Below are 17,046 nucleotides of genomic sequence, written 5' to 3' on the forward strand. Positions count from 1 at the left end.
TGATGGTAAAATATGTTTATTGTGTGTTTTCAACGATTTTCTGTTAAAAAGGAATCGTGCTTTTTTTCTCATGATCTATTTGGGGATAAACATTCGATACCCGAAATGCTATAAAATAGGTAGAAAAGGCTATCATCTATTTCGAATTTCGATATAAAAAAATATTATTTTATCATTATTTTTGACATGAAAAAGAACCTGCTTTGGAAACAGGTTCTTTAAGAAGGGGCAGATTGTGTTAAATGGCTGACCACGTTGTAATCGTTCACCTTCCATTCACCATCTGTCCATTCCACATAATTTAAGCAGGCATTGACAAGTCTAGTGTCCTGAATACCCATATGTTCGTCAGCTAGTGCGGTGAGTAAGGCATGGATGGCAGCCCCGTGTGCCACGATTAGTACCCGTTTATCTGGGTAGGTTGCTCTCACTTTTTCAATACCTTCTAGCATTCGATCTTGAAGTGCCGATAGTGGTTCCATATTTGGATACTGTTTATTAGGAAACAGCTTCTGACGTTCCTCAAATGACATGCCTTCAGCGTCGCCATAATCACGTTCAATAAAATCGTCCATGATCACGAGCGGTGCATGTACATGCTGTAAAATCAAATGAGCTGTTTCTTTTGCCCTTGATAGCGGACTGGAAATGACAACATCCCAGTGGGCATCTTTTAGGTAAAGACCGGTTTGTTCCGCTTGCCATTTACCAGTGTCATTTAAAGGGATATCTGTTCGTCCTTGAATTCGTTTTGCTGCATTCCAATCGGTTTCACCGTGTCTGACTAGGCAAATTGCTGTCAATCAAATCCCGCCTTTTCTATCTTTTCTTCTATTATACTAAAACAGAAGAAGAATGACTGGATCAGCGATTTGTCAGACTCGTTAAGGACTCGACCGAACTTGCCACTTGGGACACTGTTTGTTTGACTTCTTTCAATTCGTTTAGGAATGTTTGCAAATCTATTTCAATTTTTCCGTTTTGGTTTTTGCTTAAGTTCATGCTGCTGACGATATCATCGAATAGAGAGTTGATTTGGGTCATTTTTTCTTTACTGTCTGTCACAAGTAAATTCACGTCAGCAATATGCTGTGACACAATGGCGATTTGTGAATTTGTGTTGTTGACGAGCTCAGATACAGTTGAAACCGTTTTCTTTGTATCCTCTGATAATTTGCGAACCTCGTTTGCAACGACAGCAAAGCCTTTGCCATGTTCACCTGCTCGAGCTGATTCGATTGAAGCGTTTAAAGATAGTAAATTCGTTTGCTCCGCAATACCTGTGACAATCCCAAAAATTTGTTCAATTTGTTTCGCAATTTCTTCTAAGCGCTTAATCTCTGTTTCAATCTTTGTCATGCTGCCATCAATTTGATTCATTTGCGTCTGCTGAATTTCTAACTCTTTTTTACCGCCAATTGATTTCTCTTCAACTTGTGCTGAAATCTTTGTGCCAGCCTGTGACATGTCCGCCATCTCATCAGATTTTGATACAAGTTTGTCCACTGCATTTGTTGTGTTTGAGAAGAGAGAAGCAAGCGAATTAGATGTTTCTGTAATTTTTGTATGAAGCTCTTTTTGCTGTACTTCTGCTTCATCACGAACTTTAGAGTATTCATTTTGGAACGTATCTAGGACAAGCTGTTGCTCTAGATTTAAAATTTTCGTCGTCGCTTTCACTGCCGTCTGATATTCTTTGAAATCTTGGATATGCTGGGCAAATAAATCCATAATGGATAGCAAAAGGTCTTGGAAAGCTGCCATATACCATTTAGGTTGAAGCCCAATTCTTAAATGAACTTGTGCAATTTTAATTCTTTTGGCCACATAAGATTCGTCAATCACACCAGCAAACATTTCACTAATATGAATGCGTAGTGTTTTCTTTAGACGCTCGACTGAGCTGTTATCTTGAATGATGTGCATCAAGGAAGACTCGACTTCTAGGTTTTTATAAAATTTATCGACGATATGTTCAATTTCATCTTGAACGATTGGATTCAGCTGTTTCAAGATAAAAAGGTCTTGCTGCGTCAAATCAATCATTTTAATTTGTTTGACAATGTCCGTATTCTCCGAAAAATTGATTCGTTTTATCCCATCATCCTGCTGTGTGAAAAAAGCAGTGTTTTTCTTTTTACTCTCTTTTTTAAATAACAATGTGTTTGTCCCCCCATGATCATCAAAAATATCAGACTTTATGTTTTTTATCGGATAATATTGGATTTTTTAAAGGGGAACAGTGAAATTTTACTGTTCTTTATATGACCTTTTCAGTGGTTTTTTAGCCGGGCCTTCTACTACTTCTCCCGTAATGGAGAAACGAGACCCGTGACAAGGACAGTCCCATGTGCGGTCACTATTATTCCAAGCGACTTCACAGCCTAAGTGAGTACAGGTTGTATCGACAAGAAAGAGATCGCCGTCCTCTGACTTAAAGGCACCACATTTTTTATGCTCATAAGACACAATCCCGCCTTCACCCGGTTTTAAATCATCAATTGTTTGATCAGCTCGCTTCAATTTACCGCTGATCAGATTCGCTGCAACATTGGTGTTTTCTTTGATAAAGTCTTTTACGAATGGATCTGACACGAGTCTTGATGGAGTAAAGATGGATTCGTAAGGATTCGATTTTCCTTCGATCAAATCTCCGATCAGTGTCGCTGCCACGTGGCTTGTGGTCATGCCCCATTTTCTAAATCCTGTTGCCACAAAAATATTCGAATGATGTTTTGTCAGGCGGCCAATATAAGGAATTTGATCCATTGTGACCATATCATGTGTGGACCAGCGGTAAAGGACTTCCTTTATGCCAAGGGTGGCTTCACCAAACTTTTCTAGTGCTTCATAGTGTGCGGATTCATCTCCGCCTTGTCCGGTTTTATGGCCTTGTCCACCGATGAGCACGACATCTTCTCCATGGAATTTCGCCGTTCTTAATGAATGGGCAGGCTGATCAATTCCTAAGTACATGCCGTTTGGGAGCGGTTTTTTTGTTTTGGCTGCGACGACATAAGATTGCTCAGGATGGATTCGCGTGAAATACAGTCCTTTGCCATCGTAAAAAGGAAAGTGTGAGCATGAAATGATAGAGCGCCCCATCAGATGATGGCCACTTTTTGTGATGACAGCAGGGTGTTTTCCTTCTTTTACATCGACTGCCGTTGTCTGTTCAAATATGCGCACGCCTCGGTCAATGAGCTGATCGATCAGTGCATGAAGATAATGAAGAGGATGAAATTGTGCCTGCTGCGTCATGGCGAGGGCTGCCTTGATGCCAGCATCAAACGGGAGCGCTGTTTTCCATTCGCGATCGATACCGAGCTGTTTATATGCATCTAATTCCTTCTTTAACTTTTTGACGCCGTTTTCTTCTGTTGTATAAAGGTAAGCATCTTTTACCTCAAGCTGACAATCAATGTCATACTCTTTCACACGTGCTTGGATGAGCTCCTTTGCTTTTTCATTTGCTTCTACATATAAACGGGCTTTCGGCATACCAATATGCTGAATCAGCTCATGATAGTAAACATCATGCTGGGAGGTAATTTTCGCTGTCGTATGTCCAGTGGTTCCTTGCAATACTTGATCAGCATCTATGATGATGACATCCAGCCCGCGTTCTGTCATTTCAAATGCAGTAGCGATACCTGTAATACCGGCACCGACAATGATGACATCTGCTGTAAGATCTTCGCTGACAGTAGGAAAAGAGGGCTTCTCACTATCAGCTAGCCATAACGACTTTGCTTGTTCCGATCCTTTATGTTCTTGTTCCATGTTGTCGCCTCCAGTCACTTGTTGTGTATAATTTTTCCACGATGCTGAAAATCATACATTTTAATGGAAACAAGAGCGAAATACATAAAAAAATGAGCAACACATAAAAATAAACGAGATAAAAAGGAAGGAGTGGACTGACGTGTCAACAAAGCAGCCAAAGAAAACGTTACCGCCTCAGCATCAGAACGAACGTCCAGGACTTGAATATAAAATGAACCCTAGACCTATCTTTGATCGAGAGGTGCAAGGCAAAAAGCTGACAGGGAAAACGGCGATTGTCACAGGTGGAGACAGCGGGATTGGAAGAGCAGTATCTGTCTTATTTGCGAAAGAAGGAGCCAATGTAGCAATTGTTTATTTGAATGAACATCGCGATGCGGAAGAAACGAAGGACTATATTGAAAAGATGGGAGGCCGCGTCATTTTAATAGCAGGTGACCTAGGGGATGAAGCTTTTTCAAACGAGGTCGTCAAAAAAACAAAAGATGCTTTCGGTTCGATTGATATTTTGGTCAACAACGCAGGTGAACAGCATCCGCAAAAAAGCATTGAACAGATTACCTCTCACCAGCTTCTTCGGACATTTCAAACGAATATATTTGCCATGTTCTATTTAACAAAAGCGGTGCTCCCTCATTTAAAGAAAGGAAGCAGTATTATTAATACAGCATCGGTCACTGCTTATAAAGGTCATGAAACCTTAATTGATTATTCATCGACAAAAGGGGCGGTTGTAACGTTTACAAGATCATTATCTCTATCTCTTATCAAACAAGGGATTCGGGTAAATGGGGTAGCGCCTGGACCAATTTGGACACCGCTGATTCCATCCACATTTACGGAAAAGGAAGTGTCTGAATTTGGTGGAGATGTCCCAATGGAGCGGCCTGGTGAGCCAGTAGAGTTAGCGCCGAGTTATTTATTTTTAGCGAGCGAAGACTCTTCTTATATGAATGGACAAATGATTCATGTGAATGGCGGAACCATATTAAATGGATAAAAACAAAAAACTTGCGGTAAAGAGACAAGCTTTTGTCTCTCTGCCGCAAGTAAAATCATCATGATTGATGTAAGCAATGTTCTGCATATTGAGCTGACAGGTCATTAAAACGCTTTTCATCACGCTGATCTAGAGCCTTGTCAATCTCTTCTCTAAGGAAGGTTAAGCGCTGTTTATAAAGCGCCTCATCTAAAACCATTTGAATATAAATGTCTAAAATAGTAACGCCATTCTCTTCGGTTTTTTGGGTGTTGCGGGACTTCATGAGCTCAGCATACGTTTTTTTCTCTTTCATAAAGAATCCCCCCGATGCCTTTTTTATAGTATATGGATTGGCGGAGAAAAAATCAACAAGAATTTATAATTTTTAGACAATTTATTTTTGAGCCATATCGACACCCCTTGTCCAGTCGACAAGATACGATATATCTTTAAAAATGGCTTTTAGATAGATCGAATGTACTAAAAAATATGATAAAAAGATGATTTTAAATAAATATTGAAAAAATCCTGTCGTTTCTTATACGTTGGTGATAGATTAATAGTATCTAAAATAACCAAAAATTAACACAGGAGGAAATGAAGTGTCAGGAATTAGTGAAACACCATTAGATTCATACGTCATTAATCAAACAACAATGGCGGTCCTTCCGGTTGAAGAAGGAAAACGAGTATATTCAAAAGTGATCGAAAGAGAGACAAGCTTTTACGTTGAATTAAAGCCGCTGCAAATTATAGAACGCAGTTGCAGGTTCTTTGGCTCAAGCTATGCAGGCAGAAAAGCGGGAACATACGAAGTAACAGGAATTTCCCACAAGCCTCCCATCGTGATTGACTCATCCAATCATCTGTATTTCTTCCCAACCTATTCATCCAACCGCCCTCAATGCGGATGGATCTCCCACAAATACATTCATATCTTTCAGGAATCATCCCTCGGAGACACGGTTGTTACTTTTACAAATGAGCAATCGGTCAAACTAGATGTCTCATATAAGTCATTTGAGAGTCAGGTACACCGAACAGCGTATCTTTGAACGAAATTTCAAGACCGACTAGATGGAGGTCTTCCTAAGAAACAAGAATTTATGCTGTATCCAAAGGAACAGCAACTCAACCTTGTGTATGATTTTATCTTAAGAGAACTTCGTAATCGTTATTAGTGAGAGACCAGCGGCAGACAGCCGCTGGACTGCTTACTCATCGCCATCACTTTTTTGCAGAAAAAACCATTGATTATCGTATAAAAAAATATATAATTTATCTATATCGTATAATTTTTTATACAATGAAAGGGGTCATGGGGATGATGTATGAAGAACTGGATACGCCGGCACTACTCATTGATAAACGGGTGATGATGGAGAATGTAGCGGCGATGCAGCAATACGCAGACCGTCAGCAGGTCAAATTGCGCCCTCATACGAAAACGCATAAAACGCCTGCACTTGCCAAGCTGCAGGAAGAGAAAGGTGCATCTGGCATTACGGTGGCGAAAGTAGGAGAGGCTGAAGTAATGGCAGCCCATGGGCTCAAGGATATTTTTATCGCCAATCAAATTGTAGGTGAGACTAAACTCAAGCGGATTCGCAAACTGGCAGAGTCGATACAGATTTCTTTTGGTATAGATTGTGTTGAGCATGTGAAGCAGATTGAGCAAGTCTTTTGTGAATCAGAGAAAAAAGCGGAGGTTTTAATTGAGATAGAGGTTGGAGAGGGAAGATCTGGTGTCATTGAAGAACGTGATTTCTGCCACATATTAGAGGCGATTCAAACAAGTGATGCCGTTCATTTAAAGGGGATTTTTTCTCATGATGGTCATACGTATCAAGCGGAAAGTAAAGCACATTGCCGGACATTATACAAGGAGGCTGTAAATCGAACACTCCGTTTTGCGCAGATTGCAGAAGAAGCTGGTATGCCGCTAGAGGTCGTCAGTATTGGATCAACACCGCCATTTTTATTTCAATTTGATATCCCAAAAGGAGTCACAGAAATACGGCCAGGCACATACATCTTGATGGATGCTTCCCAGTCCAATGTAATCGGCACATATTCACATTGTGCAGCATCTGTGCTGACGACGGTCATTAGTAAACCGACAGAGCGCCGGGTGATTACAGATGTAGGGGCCAAGGGGCTGACGGCACAAACACGTACAAATGGGCTGACGAAAACAGAGGGCTTAGGCAAAGTGAAAGAATATGATGATGTATTTGTTTCAAGCGTATTTGACGAGCATGCCATTATCTATCATGAAGGCTTTCGTCAAAGTGTACAGATCGGTGAGAAGGTGCAAATTATTCCGAATCACATCTGTCCTGCTGTGAATCTTCATGAAAAAGCATACCTCATTCAAGATGGTGAAGTGGTAGAAGAGCTGGAGATTGCTTGTAAAGGGAAGCTGCAATAAATTGGTAGGGTCATAGAGGGTGTTGCCGCTATGCAGAGCAGAATATAAGGCAGCTTCCATTCTAAGAAAGATCATCATTTGAAATCCATACATCTAAGGAAAAGGCGCCGAAAGGGGTCTTTTTTATTTGAGAAAAAATGACGACGATGAAATAGATTGAAACCAAACGTGCCTCTCTCGTCGTCTATTGACTGTATCATCATGAAATGGCAGGGAAATGTGAACCATTAGAAGGATTTTCATTCATTTCCGCATAAATCACAGAAGTGATACATGCGGTCTGTTACAATAAAAACAAGTCATTTCTTGCAATGTGTTCGTATGAGGTAAAAGTTGATCATATTTGACCGATATGAACAAATGGGAAAGAGAAATGGGGGCCCTGTATGAAAAAACGATGGCATTTGATGCTGCTATTTACCGTGACAGTGACACTACTCACGGCCTGCAATCAAGCAGGTCAGCCGCCTTCAAAACAAAACACAAAAGAAGCTGCGTATGAACAATGGGTTCAGCGTTATATGGATGAGTTAAATGAAGCATATGAAAACATGACCGATCAATTTATTTCGGATGGACATGGAAAAATTCAAGTAAATGAAAAATTGACAAAAGCGACGAAAGCATTCGACCGTGTCATTCAAAAAGGGCTTACTCATCAAGAAGTGCCAGCTGTGTATCAAAAGGCAGACAAACAATTAAAGACAGGTCTTGCTTCATTTGAAAAAGGAATTAGCAAGGTAGAGCAGCTGTTGAAGCGTCCTGATCAAGAAAAGCTGTTTATGTCAGCAACTCAACATTTTCAAGATGGATTGCAAGAGACAGCCTCTTTCATTGAAGAAGTAGGAAACGTTCAGCAATCACAATGAAAAGCCTGGAAGAGAGACTTCCAGGCTTTTTTAGATGTGCAGTGTTTGCTTTAATCGGCGTACACCTTCTTGAATCATGGCTTCATCCGTACAGGCAAAGCCAAGCAGCAACCCTTTCCTTTTGCTTTCATAACAATAGGGGCTTAATGGATAAATGCCGACACCTGCCGCTTTTGCGGCCTCAATCGTGCCTTGTTCATCAAAGTCTGATGTTCCTTCCAAAAAGACGTGAAGGCCTGTATCGGTTCCATATAAACGGAAGTGTTTGTCAAAGTGATGTGTCAAAAGAGCATCCATCATCGCTGCCTGCCGTTTTTTATACACCTGTCTCATCCGCCTGACATATCGCGTAAACTCTCCTTCTCTGAAAAAAGAGGCAAGAGTGATTTGCTCCATGATCGGCAGCTGTCTTTGAATAAGTGATTGCAGTGCAGCGATTTCTTTGATGACTGCTTTGGAGCCGATGATGGCAGCAAGGCGGATGCCTGGAGCAAGTACCTTGGAAAAACTGACAATATAGATCACATGATCGGGTGCTTCTGAAAATAAAGAAGGAAGCGGTCCGCCATGATAACGATAATCCCCATCAAAATCATCTTCTAATATGTAAGATTGAGCCTTCGCAGCAAACTGCAGCAGCTCCCGTCTTCTATTGACGCTCATACAGACACCGGTTGGCCGCTGATGAGAGGGCGTTACAGCGATCAGCTTTGTACGTTCTGGCAATGTATTCACCATCATTCCTTCTTCATCGACTGGTGCGGGGTAAATATTCATTTCGCGATGTAGAAAAGACAACCTAGCTCCAGGAAAACCAGGATCTTCAACAGCTACTGTATCTCCTTTTTTGAGCATGACTTGTGAAATTAAGTCAATGGCTTGCTGTGTGCCCCCTGTTAACACCATTTGGTCTTCTTCTATATCAATGCCGCGTTCAACCGATAAGTATTGGCGAATTTCTGAACGCACTTCCCATAATCCATGCGGAGAAGAATAGCCCCAATCCTTCATATTTAAGCGCTGTAGTGCTTTTAGAAGCGAGCGTTTCCATATGTTTTGAAAATGGTCGTCGATGGCTGGTTCTTGATGGCGGAAATCAATCTCAAGTGTTTCATGAAATTGATTGGCCGAGAGCCAGTGATCCATTTGTTTTTCAGCCTCGTCAAAGTGAGGTCTTGTCGGAAGTGCAAAAGGCGGTTCGTTTTGATGTGGGGGAGAAGCAGCATAGTGATCACTTGAAATGACCTTTGTCCCGCCTCTTCTAGAGGTGCTGACATAGCCTCTTGCCAGCAGTTCATCATAGGCAAGCTGTACGGTGGATCGAGATACGTTGAGCTCTTGTGCTAATACTCTTGTCGGAGTCAACTGATCATCAGGATTCAGTGTGTTTGTATGAATTTTTTGAATGATGCCATTGACGATTTGCTGCCAGAGCGGGGTAGAGCTGGAACGGTCTAAATGAATGTACACAGTGCACCTTCTTTCCTTTGTCATGTCATCATTGATGATGACATGGAATTATGGACTGGTCAATAGCTTCATTTTTGGATGTGGGAAGAAATCCAAATGATGTGTACACTGGTTCATATCATTTACACAGAGGAGAGAGTCCCATGATTCCTGCATCAAAAGAAGAAACAGCACAGCTATCTATGATTCCGTTTGTGTTCGTTTTATTTAGCCTTTTTATGATTACAACAGCAGTGAACCTGCAAGTCCCTCTTTATACGGAATATGCAGAGCAGGCAGGATACGGAAAGGCGTCAACAGCCCTTGTGTTTGCTGCGTATGTTTTCGGACTGATTCCAGTATTATTGTTACTTGGCGGCATGTCTGACCGGGCTGGACGAAAACCGATTTTATTGATCGCTCTTTGCTTTTCATTATGTGCCACCCTGCTCATGATCGTGCAGCCGACCATACAAATGCTCTTTGTCGCCCGGCTGCTGCAAGGAGTGGGACTTGGGTTAAGTGTTGGCACATGTACTGCCTACTTGATTGCTTTATATCCAGAGAAATCGGGCTGGATCCCAACGTTTATCGCATTATGCAGTTCAATTGGATTTGGAGGAGGTGCTCTTTTTACAGCGATTCTTTCTTTTGAGCGAGTGTCACTGACGCCTCTTAGCTATTGGATTGTGTTGGTCTTGATCATGTTGACGATTGTTGCTGTATTCTTTTTGGTGCCGCCTGTACAAGGGGATGCAAGTAAACCGCTCATGAACATGCCGAGGTTTCCAAAAGGAACAATGCCAGCGAACATAGCCATTGCTATCGCATGGTCTTTGTGCGGTCTTGTCATTTCGATTTTGCCAGCACAGCTTAAATTAAATGGCTATGAATTGTGGGTAGGCCCGGCGCTGTTTTTTATTAATATGGCAGGTGTTCTGATGCAGCCCTTTGTCCGAAAGATGAATAGCAGTGCAGCGCTTCGTATCGGTTTTATTTGTCTTCCGTGCGGATATGGCCTGCTGTTATTCGGTGCTAATAGCGGGTCTATATTCCTTGTCCTTGCTGGAACTCTTTTAGCGGGCACAGCTTGCTATGGATTTACTTACTTAGGCGGTCTCCAGCTGATTGTTGAGAAAGGGAAGAAGGAAGCGGCTAGAGCCGTTGCTGGATATTACTTGTTTGCGTATCTAGGTCTTGGCATACCAAGTGTGTTCGTTGGTCTCTTTGCTGATATGTACGGTACTCAGACAGTGTTAACGCTCTTTTTCATGCTCGTGTTGGCTGCCTGTCTGATCTTGCTTAGTTTAAGTTTCAGAGAGAGGCAAAAGTGAAATGGGTTCTTTCTCTTTCCTCTCCAATTCGTTTAAAATAAAGACAGGAGAGGGGGAGGGAAATGAAAAAAGTACAGCTAAATGGTGCAGTGTGCAGATCACAAGAGGAGCTTCATGATCAACTAAAAACAGTGTTACAACTTCCTGATCATTACGGGAAAAACCTTGATGCCCTTTGGGACTGTTTAACAGGAGAAGTGAGCTTGCCTGTAGAGCTCACATGGATTCATTATCAAGCAAGCAAAGACGAGCTTGGTGATTATGCAGAGAATTTGCGGCAGTTATTTCAAGAAGCTGAAGAGGAACTGCAAGGGCAATTTCAATTGAATATTGAAGCATAAAAAAGCAGCTGATCCTGAAAGCTGTTTTTTTGCTGTTTTGACCCTTTCTCATTCTACTATTGAATATTTCACTAAATATGATAATATATGAACTGCCGCTTAATTGATAATGATAATCATTTGTGGCAGAGAGCTTGATAGAAAGTGTGAACCCTGTATGAAGTTGTACCAATTAAGTTTGTTGTTTGTGTGTTTGGCATGTGCGTCGCTGTTTGTCGGAGTACAGGACCTGTCTCTTTTACAGTTGTTTCATCTATCAGATGAACAAATGAACACCTTATTTTCAAGTCGCATCCCGCGGCTGATGAGTATTGTGCTTGCTGGCATGAGCCTGAGCTTATGCGGTTTTATCATGCAAAGCATGACGAGAAATAAGTTTGTCTCTCCAACGACTGCAGGAACAATGGATTGGGCCAAGCTGGGTATTTTAACCGCCATGCTTGTTTTTACACAGGCAAGCCCGCTGATGAAAATGGCGATTGCGTTTTTATTTACGTTAGCTGGCAATCTATTATTCTTAAAAATTTTACGCCATATTAAGGTGAACGATACGATCTACGTACCGTTAGTCGGCTTAATGTTTGGCGGAATTGTCAGTTCAATTTCCACGTTTATAGCCTATAAATATGATTTGATCCAAAACGTATCCGCATGGCTACAAGGGGATTTTTCTCTTATTGTTCAGGGACGTTATGAACTGCTCTATGTGAGTGTTCCTCTATTGATCATCGCGTATTTATATGCTGACCGCTTTACAGTGGCTGGTATGGGTGAGAGCTTTGCCGTCAATTTAGGTTTAACGTATAAACGTGTCATGGCAGTTGGTTTGGTGATTGTTTCGATGATTACTTCTGTAACGATTTTGACTGTTGGCATGCTGCCATTCCTTGGCTTAATCATTCCGAATATTGTATCGATCTACCGAGGGGATCACTTGAAAAAGAGCCTGCCGCATACGGCTTTATTAGGGGCCATTTTTGTGCTCATATGTGACGTACTCGGAAGGGTGATCATTTATCCATATGAAATATCTGTCGGGCTTATGGTCGGCATCATTGGAAGTGCGATCTTCCTGTACATGTTATTAAGGAGGAAGCGCTATGCATAAGAAACGAACATTATTTCTCATTGCAGCCATTGCAGCCGTATTCGTTGTCATCTTCGTCACCTTTCAAATGGGGTACTGGGAGTACACAGTGCCGAGCCGTTTAAAAAAGGTGCTTGCCATGACTTTGACAGGAGGCGCGATTGCCTTTTCCTCTGTTGTGTTTCAAACATTGACCAATAACAGAATCTTAACGCCAAGCATTTTAGGGTTAGACGCGCTTTACTTGTTTTTGCAAACGGCGATTATTTATCTTTTTGGATCGACCAATTTGATGATCGCGAATAAGAACCTGAATTTCTTTCTCTGCGTTGGATTGATGATTCTTTTTTCTGTGCTGCTCTATACGGTGATGTTCAAGCGCAAAAACAAGCATATTTTCTTACTCCTGCTTGTCGGGATTGTGTTTGGAACATTGTTCAAAAGTCTTTCTTCCTTTATGGAAATGCTCATTGACCCGAATGAATACCAAGTCGTACAGGACAAGTCCTTTGCCAGCTTTAATCACATCAACACAGATATTTTACTCTTCGCTTCTCTTTTATTTGCGGCACTTTGTCTTTATATATGGACCTTCCGCGCGAAATTAGATGTCATGTCGTTAGGAAAGGAACAGGCTGTGAATCTCGGGATTGACTATGACAGGATCACAAAAAAGATGCTGATCGTCATTGCTGTCCTTGTTTCTATTGCGACGGCGCTCGTCGGCCCGATTACGTTTCTTGGCTTACTCGTCGTAAATGTGGCAAGAGAGCTGTTTCGTACATATCGGCACACGTACTTGCTATTAGGCTCGTTTTTCATTAGTGTCATTGCGCTTGTAGGCGGGGAATTTCTTGTGGAAAAGGTATTTACGTTTCAAACACCGCTTAGTGTGCTGATTGATTTAGTCGGCGGACTGTATTTTATTTATCTACTTTTAAAGGAGAGTCGTTCATGGTCGTGATGAAGGGAGTCAGTAAGACATATAACGGAAAAACAGTGCTTCACGAAACAACTGTCAGTGTAAAAAAAGGACAGCTGACCTCTCTCATTGGTCCAAATGGCGCAGGCAAAAGTACGCTTTTGTCCATCATGAGCCGCCTGATTCAACCTGATACTGGGGAAGCTTGTTTAGAGGACAAACCTTATCGTGCCTACTCTCCTCAGGAGCTTGCGAAAAAAATGAGCATCTTGAAGCAGTCGAACCACATGAGTGTGCGTCTGACCGTTCGTGAGCTTGTCAGCTTTGGCCGCTTTCCTTACTCTCAAGGCCGCTTGACAAAAGAAGATGAGAACATGATTGATGTGTCGCTTCAATACATGAGACTCGTCGAAATCCAGCATCAATATTTAGATGAACTAAGCGGCGGACAAAGGCAGAGAGCCTTTATTGCCATGGTGCTGGCTCAGGATACGGATTATATTTTCTTAGATGAGCCTTTAAACAATTTAGATATGAACCATTCAGTTGAAATGATGAAGCTGTTTCAGCAGCTCGTGAAAGATCTTGGAAAAACGATTGTTGTTGTTCTCCATGATATTAACTTTGCATCTGTCTATTCAGATCACATCGTCGCCTTAAAAGAGGGTCAGGTGGTCAAAGAAGGAAGCGTTGATGAAGTGATTCAAACAGAAGCACTTGAACACATTTATGACATGCGCATACCGATCGAAGTCATTCGTGGTGAGCGTATTTGCTTATATTTTTCTTGAAAAAATGAAGAGGTGATCAATCATGAAAAAATGGATTTGGATGATAACAGTATTAACAGCGATTGCTGTCCTTGCTGCCTGTGGTAACCAAGGAAAAACAGCGGGAACGAATGAGGAAACCGTAACAGTAAAGGATATGTTGAATAAAGACGGTGTGAAGATCAAGAAAAACCCGAAAAAAGTCGTCGTTTTTGATATGGGAAGTCTCGATACACTTGATAAGCTTGGTGTCAACGTGACAGCCTTACCAAAACAAGTGATTCCTCACTATTTATCTAAATATGAAAGTGACAAATATGAGAATGTCGGCGGGTTAAAAGAGCCAAACTTTGAGAAAATTGCAGAGATGAAGCCTGACTTGATCATTATTCAGCACCGTCAAGCAGATGCATTTGATGAATTTTCTAAAATTGCTCCGACGATTTATATGGATGTAGATAACGCAAACTATATGGAATCATTTAAAAAGAATGCTGAAACATTAGGAAAGATTTTTGATAAGGAAGACAAAGTCAAAAAAGAACTTTCTGCCATTGACCAAAAAGTGGCTTCATTAAAGAAACAAGCCAAAGAGTTAAAGAAAAATGGACTCGTCATTATGGCGAACGACAGCAAAATGACGGCATTTGGTCCTAAGTCAAGATATGGTCTGATTCATGATGTATTTGGGATTACACCAGCAGATCAAAAGCTAGAGCCATCTGATAAACACGGACAAAGCATTTCGTATGAGTATATGGTCAAAACGAATCCAGATTACTTATTTGTCGTGGATCGCGGCGCGGCGATTGGAGAAGAAACGTCTGCGAAACAGCTTGTTGAAAATGATTATGTGAAATCAGTCAAAGCGGTTAAAAACAATCATGTGGTGTATTTAAACTCTGACATGTGGTATTTAGCAGGCGGCGGCCTTGAATCATTGAATGCGATGATTGATGAAGTGAAAAAAGGAATTGAACAAAAGTAATCGATGAAAAGCTGCTCCTATCGAGCAGCTTTTTTATTGTGGATACATAAAAATATGTTGCGTGCAGGAAACTTTCATCAAAATATGTTATAGTGGAACCTACATTGTGAGACTAAGATAGAGTGAGGGTTCGGAAAGGATGAAGGAGAAAACAAGATCAAAAAGAAGGCTAAGACCTTGGGTGAAAGTCGTGCTGTTTATCATGGCATTTGTCATGGTTATGGCTGTATCTGTCACAGGATATGCATACTATAAAATTTCAAAAGCGTCGAATAAAGCGCAAGTATCTTTAGAAAGAGGAGAGACCTCGCAAAAGCGTGTGAAAGCTTTTGATCCAGGAAAGGATAGCTTTTCGGTGCTGCTCTTAGGGATTGACAGCCGTCCAGGTGAAACGGTAGACGAAGCAAGAAGTGATGCGGTCTTACTGGCGACGGTGAATCGAACAGACAAAACGATCAAGCTCCTAAGTATTCCTCGTGATTCTTATGTTGATATACCGGGGAGAGGATATGATAAAATTGCTCACGCCCATGCGTTTGGGAGTGCAGATTTATCAGTCAAAACGGTAGAGAATTTGTTAAACATCCCGGTAGACTATGTGATTGCAGGAAACTTTAAGGCGTTTCAAGACATTGTCGATGAGCTAAATGGAATTGACGTAACGATTGAAGATGAAGGCATTGCAAAACAAATGGAAAAGGATTCAAAAGGAAAAGTTCATGTGGAAACAGGCACGCATACGCTCAGTGGTGAAGAAGCATTAGCGTTTGTGAGAACGAGAAAGGCAGATAGTGATCTCATGCGCGGAAAGCGCCAAATGGAAGCACTTCAAGCCATCTTTGAAAAATCAAAATCCATTTCTTCCATACCGTCTTATGACAACATCATTGATACACTTGGGGATAACGTCTCCACCAATTTATCCATGAAACAGTTGATCGGTCTATTCCCTTTACTGAGTTCATTAAAATCAGTGGATACCATCCAGTTAAAAGGGCACGATTACCAGCCTGGGAATGTGTATTACTTTGAGTTAGATGGACCAGGATTAGAAGAAGTGAGACAAGAGCTGAGAAAACAGCTCGAATTGTCATAATGGAGAAAGAGCCTGCCGCTATGGCAGGCTTTTTTTAATAGTAGAGGGTTGCAGGCATCGTTGGGTACCACACACCATTTAAAGCAAGCGCCCAGCCATACACCTTTTGACCTGATTCAATCTTGTCCTTTACCGAAGTGAGCGCTTCGTATGAAAAGACTTGATAAGCCTGTCCGGTTTTTTTAGCGACAATGACCGATAGAATATTGTCATTGAATACACTTGGCTCTTCGTCCGTACTCGTCCAAGCAATTCGATTATAGTAATTCATGTTAAAAGGATTTTCGAGTGCTTTCACTTCAAACTTCACTCGTTTTCCAACGATAGAAACCGTTGTATAAGCTACACTTGTTATTTGTGCAGATGCTGCTGGGGCTTGTTTTCCTGTTTGCAGTGGTTCTAATGCCGAAACGGTACTTGGCACAAGTAATCCTGCTGCTAAGGTAAGTGCTGTTATTTTTTTGAACATGAGTTGGAACCTCCTAATTTTTGGTATAACAATCAATTCGCCAAAAACTAAAGAGTTCCTTCTGTAAATGTAAAATATAACCATATTATTTTCCTGAATGGAGAAAATAATGGGTGAGCATTTCCTCTACACGATGACGTATACGGGGATTAAAATATTTATGCTTTTCTTCATAGCCATTTATCAGAAATAAATATGTCGTAAATCCTTCATCGTGTTCAATTTGCTGTACGTTCATTTTTTCTTTACGTAACTGTTGTTTCAGTTGATAAAGGGCTTTTTGTGCTTCTTTTAATGAAGAGGTGACTAGCTGAATATATGGTTCATTTAGTTTGAATGTTTGATGTTTTTTAAGGTGCGTCAAATCACGATTGAGGATGGAGATGACCATTGGAAGAAAGATGGCTTGTTCCATCATCTGAAGTTGTACGCTTGATAATCTCGTCATGTCCATGCCTGCTTTCTTTATATATAGAACACTTGTTCTTGTTTATTATATCGGATGAGTTGAAAAATCTCAAG

Annotated in this window: 17 protein-coding genes and 1 pseudogene; 11 read left to right on the top strand and 7 right to left on the bottom strand. The window is 41.2% G+C overall.

What is annotated here, in order from left to right; all coding sequences use genetic code 11:
• Nucleotides 1–218 precede the first annotated feature (218 nt).
• The 3 genes from MHI41_RS05165 to MHI41_RS05175 form a co-directional block, all read right to left on the bottom strand.
• Nucleotides 219–803 carry a histidine phosphatase family protein gene (locus tag MHI41_RS05165; protein ID WP_050827111.1) on the bottom strand — a complete coding sequence of 195 codons (585 nt, stop codon included), beginning with the start codon at nt 801–803 and terminating at the stop codon, nt 219–221.
• Between the two features lie 61 nt (nt 804–864).
• The gene (locus tag MHI41_RS05170; protein WP_019743333.1) at nt 865–2,160 is read right to left on the bottom strand and encodes a globin-coupled sensor protein; all 1,296 of its coding nucleotides are present in this window, start codon (nt 2,158–2,160) and stop codon (nt 865–867) included.
• A gap of 90 nt (nt 2,161–2,250) precedes the next feature.
• Nucleotides 2,251–3,783: an FAD-dependent oxidoreductase gene (locus MHI41_RS05175; RefSeq protein WP_342494611.1), complete on the bottom strand. Its 1,533-nt coding sequence runs from the start codon at nt 3,781–3,783 to the stop codon at nt 2,251–2,253.
• A 142-nt stretch (nt 3,784–3,925) separates the two neighbouring features.
• Between MHI41_RS05175 and MHI41_RS05180 the strand changes: the two genes are divergently transcribed.
• Complete coding sequence (locus tag MHI41_RS05180; protein WP_050827114.1) at nt 3,926–4,786, top strand: SDR family oxidoreductase; 861 nt, start codon at nt 3,926–3,928, stop codon at nt 4,784–4,786.
• 58 nt (nt 4,787–4,844) lie between these two features.
• Here the strand turns inward: MHI41_RS05180 and MHI41_RS05185 are convergent, their stop codons facing one another.
• Entirely contained in the window at nt 4,845–5,081 is a 237-nt protein-coding gene (locus MHI41_RS05185) for an IDEAL domain-containing protein (protein ID WP_008348804.1), read from the bottom strand.
• Between the two features lie 289 nt (nt 5,082–5,370).
• Between MHI41_RS05185 and MHI41_RS05190 the strand changes: the two are divergent.
• The 3 genes and pseudogenes from MHI41_RS05190 (at nt 5,371) to MHI41_RS05200 (ending at nt 8,068) form a co-directional block, all read left to right on the top strand.
• Nucleotides 5,371–5,949 (top strand): annotated as a pseudogene (locus MHI41_RS05190) (competence protein ComK).
• A gap of 143 nt (nt 5,950–6,092) precedes the next feature.
• Nucleotides 6,093–7,199 (top strand): D-TA family PLP-dependent enzyme, encoded by a 1,107-nt coding sequence (locus tag MHI41_RS05195; RefSeq protein WP_342494612.1) that lies wholly within the window; start codon nt 6,093–6,095, stop codon nt 7,197–7,199.
• Between the two features lie 386 nt (nt 7,200–7,585).
• Nucleotides 7,586–8,068 (top strand): hypothetical protein, encoded by a 483-nt coding sequence (locus MHI41_RS05200; protein WP_008348662.1) that lies wholly within the window; start codon nt 7,586–7,588, stop codon nt 8,066–8,068.
• Nucleotides 8,069–8,098: 30 nt separating this feature from the next.
• On the opposite strand, the gene MHI41_RS05205 is transcribed toward MHI41_RS05200, so the two are convergent.
• On the bottom strand, nt 8,099–9,538 hold the full coding sequence (locus tag MHI41_RS05205; protein ID WP_019743338.1) for a PLP-dependent aminotransferase family protein: 1,440 nt from the start codon (nt 9,536–9,538) through the stop codon (nt 8,099–8,101).
• A 143-nt stretch (nt 9,539–9,681) separates the two neighbouring features.
• Here MHI41_RS05205 and MHI41_RS05210 point away from each other — a divergent pair, with 143 nt between their 5' ends.
• The 7 genes from MHI41_RS05210 (at nt 9,682) to MHI41_RS05240 (ending at nt 16,055) form a co-directional block, all read left to right on the top strand.
• Nucleotides 9,682–10,851 (top strand): MFS transporter, encoded by a 1,170-nt coding sequence (locus MHI41_RS05210; RefSeq protein ID WP_342494613.1) that lies wholly within the window; start codon nt 9,682–9,684, stop codon nt 10,849–10,851.
• A 62-nt stretch (nt 10,852–10,913) separates the two neighbouring features.
• Nucleotides 10,914–11,192: a barstar family protein gene (locus MHI41_RS05215; RefSeq protein ID WP_019743339.1), complete on the top strand. Its 279-nt coding sequence runs from the start codon at nt 10,914–10,916 to the stop codon at nt 11,190–11,192.
• Nucleotides 11,193–11,349: 157 nt separating this feature from the next.
• Nucleotides 11,350–12,300 (top strand): ABC transporter permease, encoded by a 951-nt coding sequence (locus tag MHI41_RS05220; RefSeq protein WP_017366964.1) that lies wholly within the window; start codon nt 11,350–11,352, stop codon nt 12,298–12,300.
• Nucleotides 12,293–13,243 (top strand): iron chelate uptake ABC transporter family permease subunit, encoded by a 951-nt coding sequence (locus MHI41_RS05225; RefSeq protein ID WP_025207102.1) that lies wholly within the window; start codon nt 12,293–12,295, stop codon nt 13,241–13,243. The genes MHI41_RS05220 and MHI41_RS05225 overlap by 8 nt, the downstream gene beginning before the upstream one ends.
• A complete protein-coding gene (locus MHI41_RS05230) occupies nt 13,234–13,992 on the top strand; it encodes an ATP-binding cassette domain-containing protein (RefSeq protein WP_081114757.1) in 759 nt (252 codons plus the stop codon). Before MHI41_RS05225 ends, MHI41_RS05230 begins: the two co-directional genes overlap by 10 nt.
• Nucleotides 13,993–14,014: 22 nt before the next feature.
• Entirely contained in the window at nt 14,015–14,959 is a 945-nt protein-coding gene (locus MHI41_RS05235) for a siderophore ABC transporter substrate-binding protein (RefSeq protein ID WP_125589106.1), read from the top strand.
• A gap of 139 nt (nt 14,960–15,098) precedes the next feature.
• A complete protein-coding gene (locus MHI41_RS05240) occupies nt 15,099–16,055 on the top strand; it encodes an LCP family protein (RefSeq protein WP_008348636.1) in 957 nt (318 codons plus the stop codon).
• Between the two features lie 34 nt (nt 16,056–16,089).
• Here MHI41_RS05240 and MHI41_RS05245 read toward each other — a convergent pair whose 3' ends face one another.
• Both MHI41_RS05245 and MHI41_RS05250 read right to left on the bottom strand, forming a co-directional pair.
• Nucleotides 16,090–16,524 (bottom strand): hypothetical protein, encoded by a 435-nt coding sequence (locus tag MHI41_RS05245; RefSeq protein ID WP_039167431.1) that lies wholly within the window; start codon nt 16,522–16,524, stop codon nt 16,090–16,092.
• 85 nt (nt 16,525–16,609) lie between these two features.
• On the bottom strand, nt 16,610–16,972 hold the full coding sequence (locus MHI41_RS05250; protein ID WP_008348633.1) for a hypothetical protein: 363 nt from the start codon (nt 16,970–16,972) through the stop codon (nt 16,610–16,612).
• Nucleotides 16,973–17,046 lie beyond the last annotated feature (74 nt).

The organism is Bacillus sp. FSL M7-0307 (genome assembly GCF_038627835.1).
In the GTDB taxonomy this organism is placed as follows: domain Bacteria; phylum Bacillota; class Bacilli; order Bacillales; family Bacillaceae; genus Bacillus; species Bacillus altitudinis.

Coding starts and splice junctions, on each gene's coding strand:
- MHI41_RS05230 (WP_081114757.1), top strand. CDS start 13,234: ATGGTCGTGATGAAGGGAGTCAGTAAGACATATAACGGAAAAACAGTG.
- MHI41_RS05210 (WP_342494613.1), top strand. CDS start 9,682: ATGATTCCTGCATCAAAAGAAGAAACAGCACAGCTATCTATGATTCCG.
- MHI41_RS05185 (WP_008348804.1), bottom strand. CDS start 5,081: ATGAAAGAGAAAAAAACGTATGCTGAGCTCATGAAGTCCCGCAACACC.
- MHI41_RS05200 (WP_008348662.1), top strand. CDS start 7,586: ATGAAAAAACGATGGCATTTGATGCTGCTATTTACCGTGACAGTGACA.
- MHI41_RS05195 (WP_342494612.1), top strand. CDS start 6,093: ATGATGTATGAAGAACTGGATACGCCGGCACTACTCATTGATAAACGG.
- MHI41_RS05225 (WP_025207102.1), top strand. CDS start 12,293: ATGCATAAGAAACGAACATTATTTCTCATTGCAGCCATTGCAGCCGTA.
- MHI41_RS05250 (WP_008348633.1), bottom strand. CDS start 16,972: ATGACGAGATTATCAAGCGTACAACTTCAGATGATGGAACAAGCCATC.
- MHI41_RS05220 (WP_017366964.1), top strand. CDS start 11,350: ATGAAGTTGTACCAATTAAGTTTGTTGTTTGTGTGTTTGGCATGTGCG.
- MHI41_RS05235 (WP_125589106.1), top strand. CDS start 14,015: ATGAAAAAATGGATTTGGATGATAACAGTATTAACAGCGATTGCTGTC.
- MHI41_RS05175 (WP_342494611.1), bottom strand. CDS start 3,783: ATGGAACAAGAACATAAAGGATCGGAACAAGCAAAGTCGTTATGGCTA.
- MHI41_RS05240 (WP_008348636.1), top strand. CDS start 15,099: ATGAAGGAGAAAACAAGATCAAAAAGAAGGCTAAGACCTTGGGTGAAA.
- MHI41_RS05215 (WP_019743339.1), top strand. CDS start 10,914: ATGAAAAAAGTACAGCTAAATGGTGCAGTGTGCAGATCACAAGAGGAG.
- MHI41_RS05245 (WP_039167431.1), bottom strand. CDS start 16,524: ATGTTCAAAAAAATAACAGCACTTACCTTAGCAGCAGGATTACTTGTG.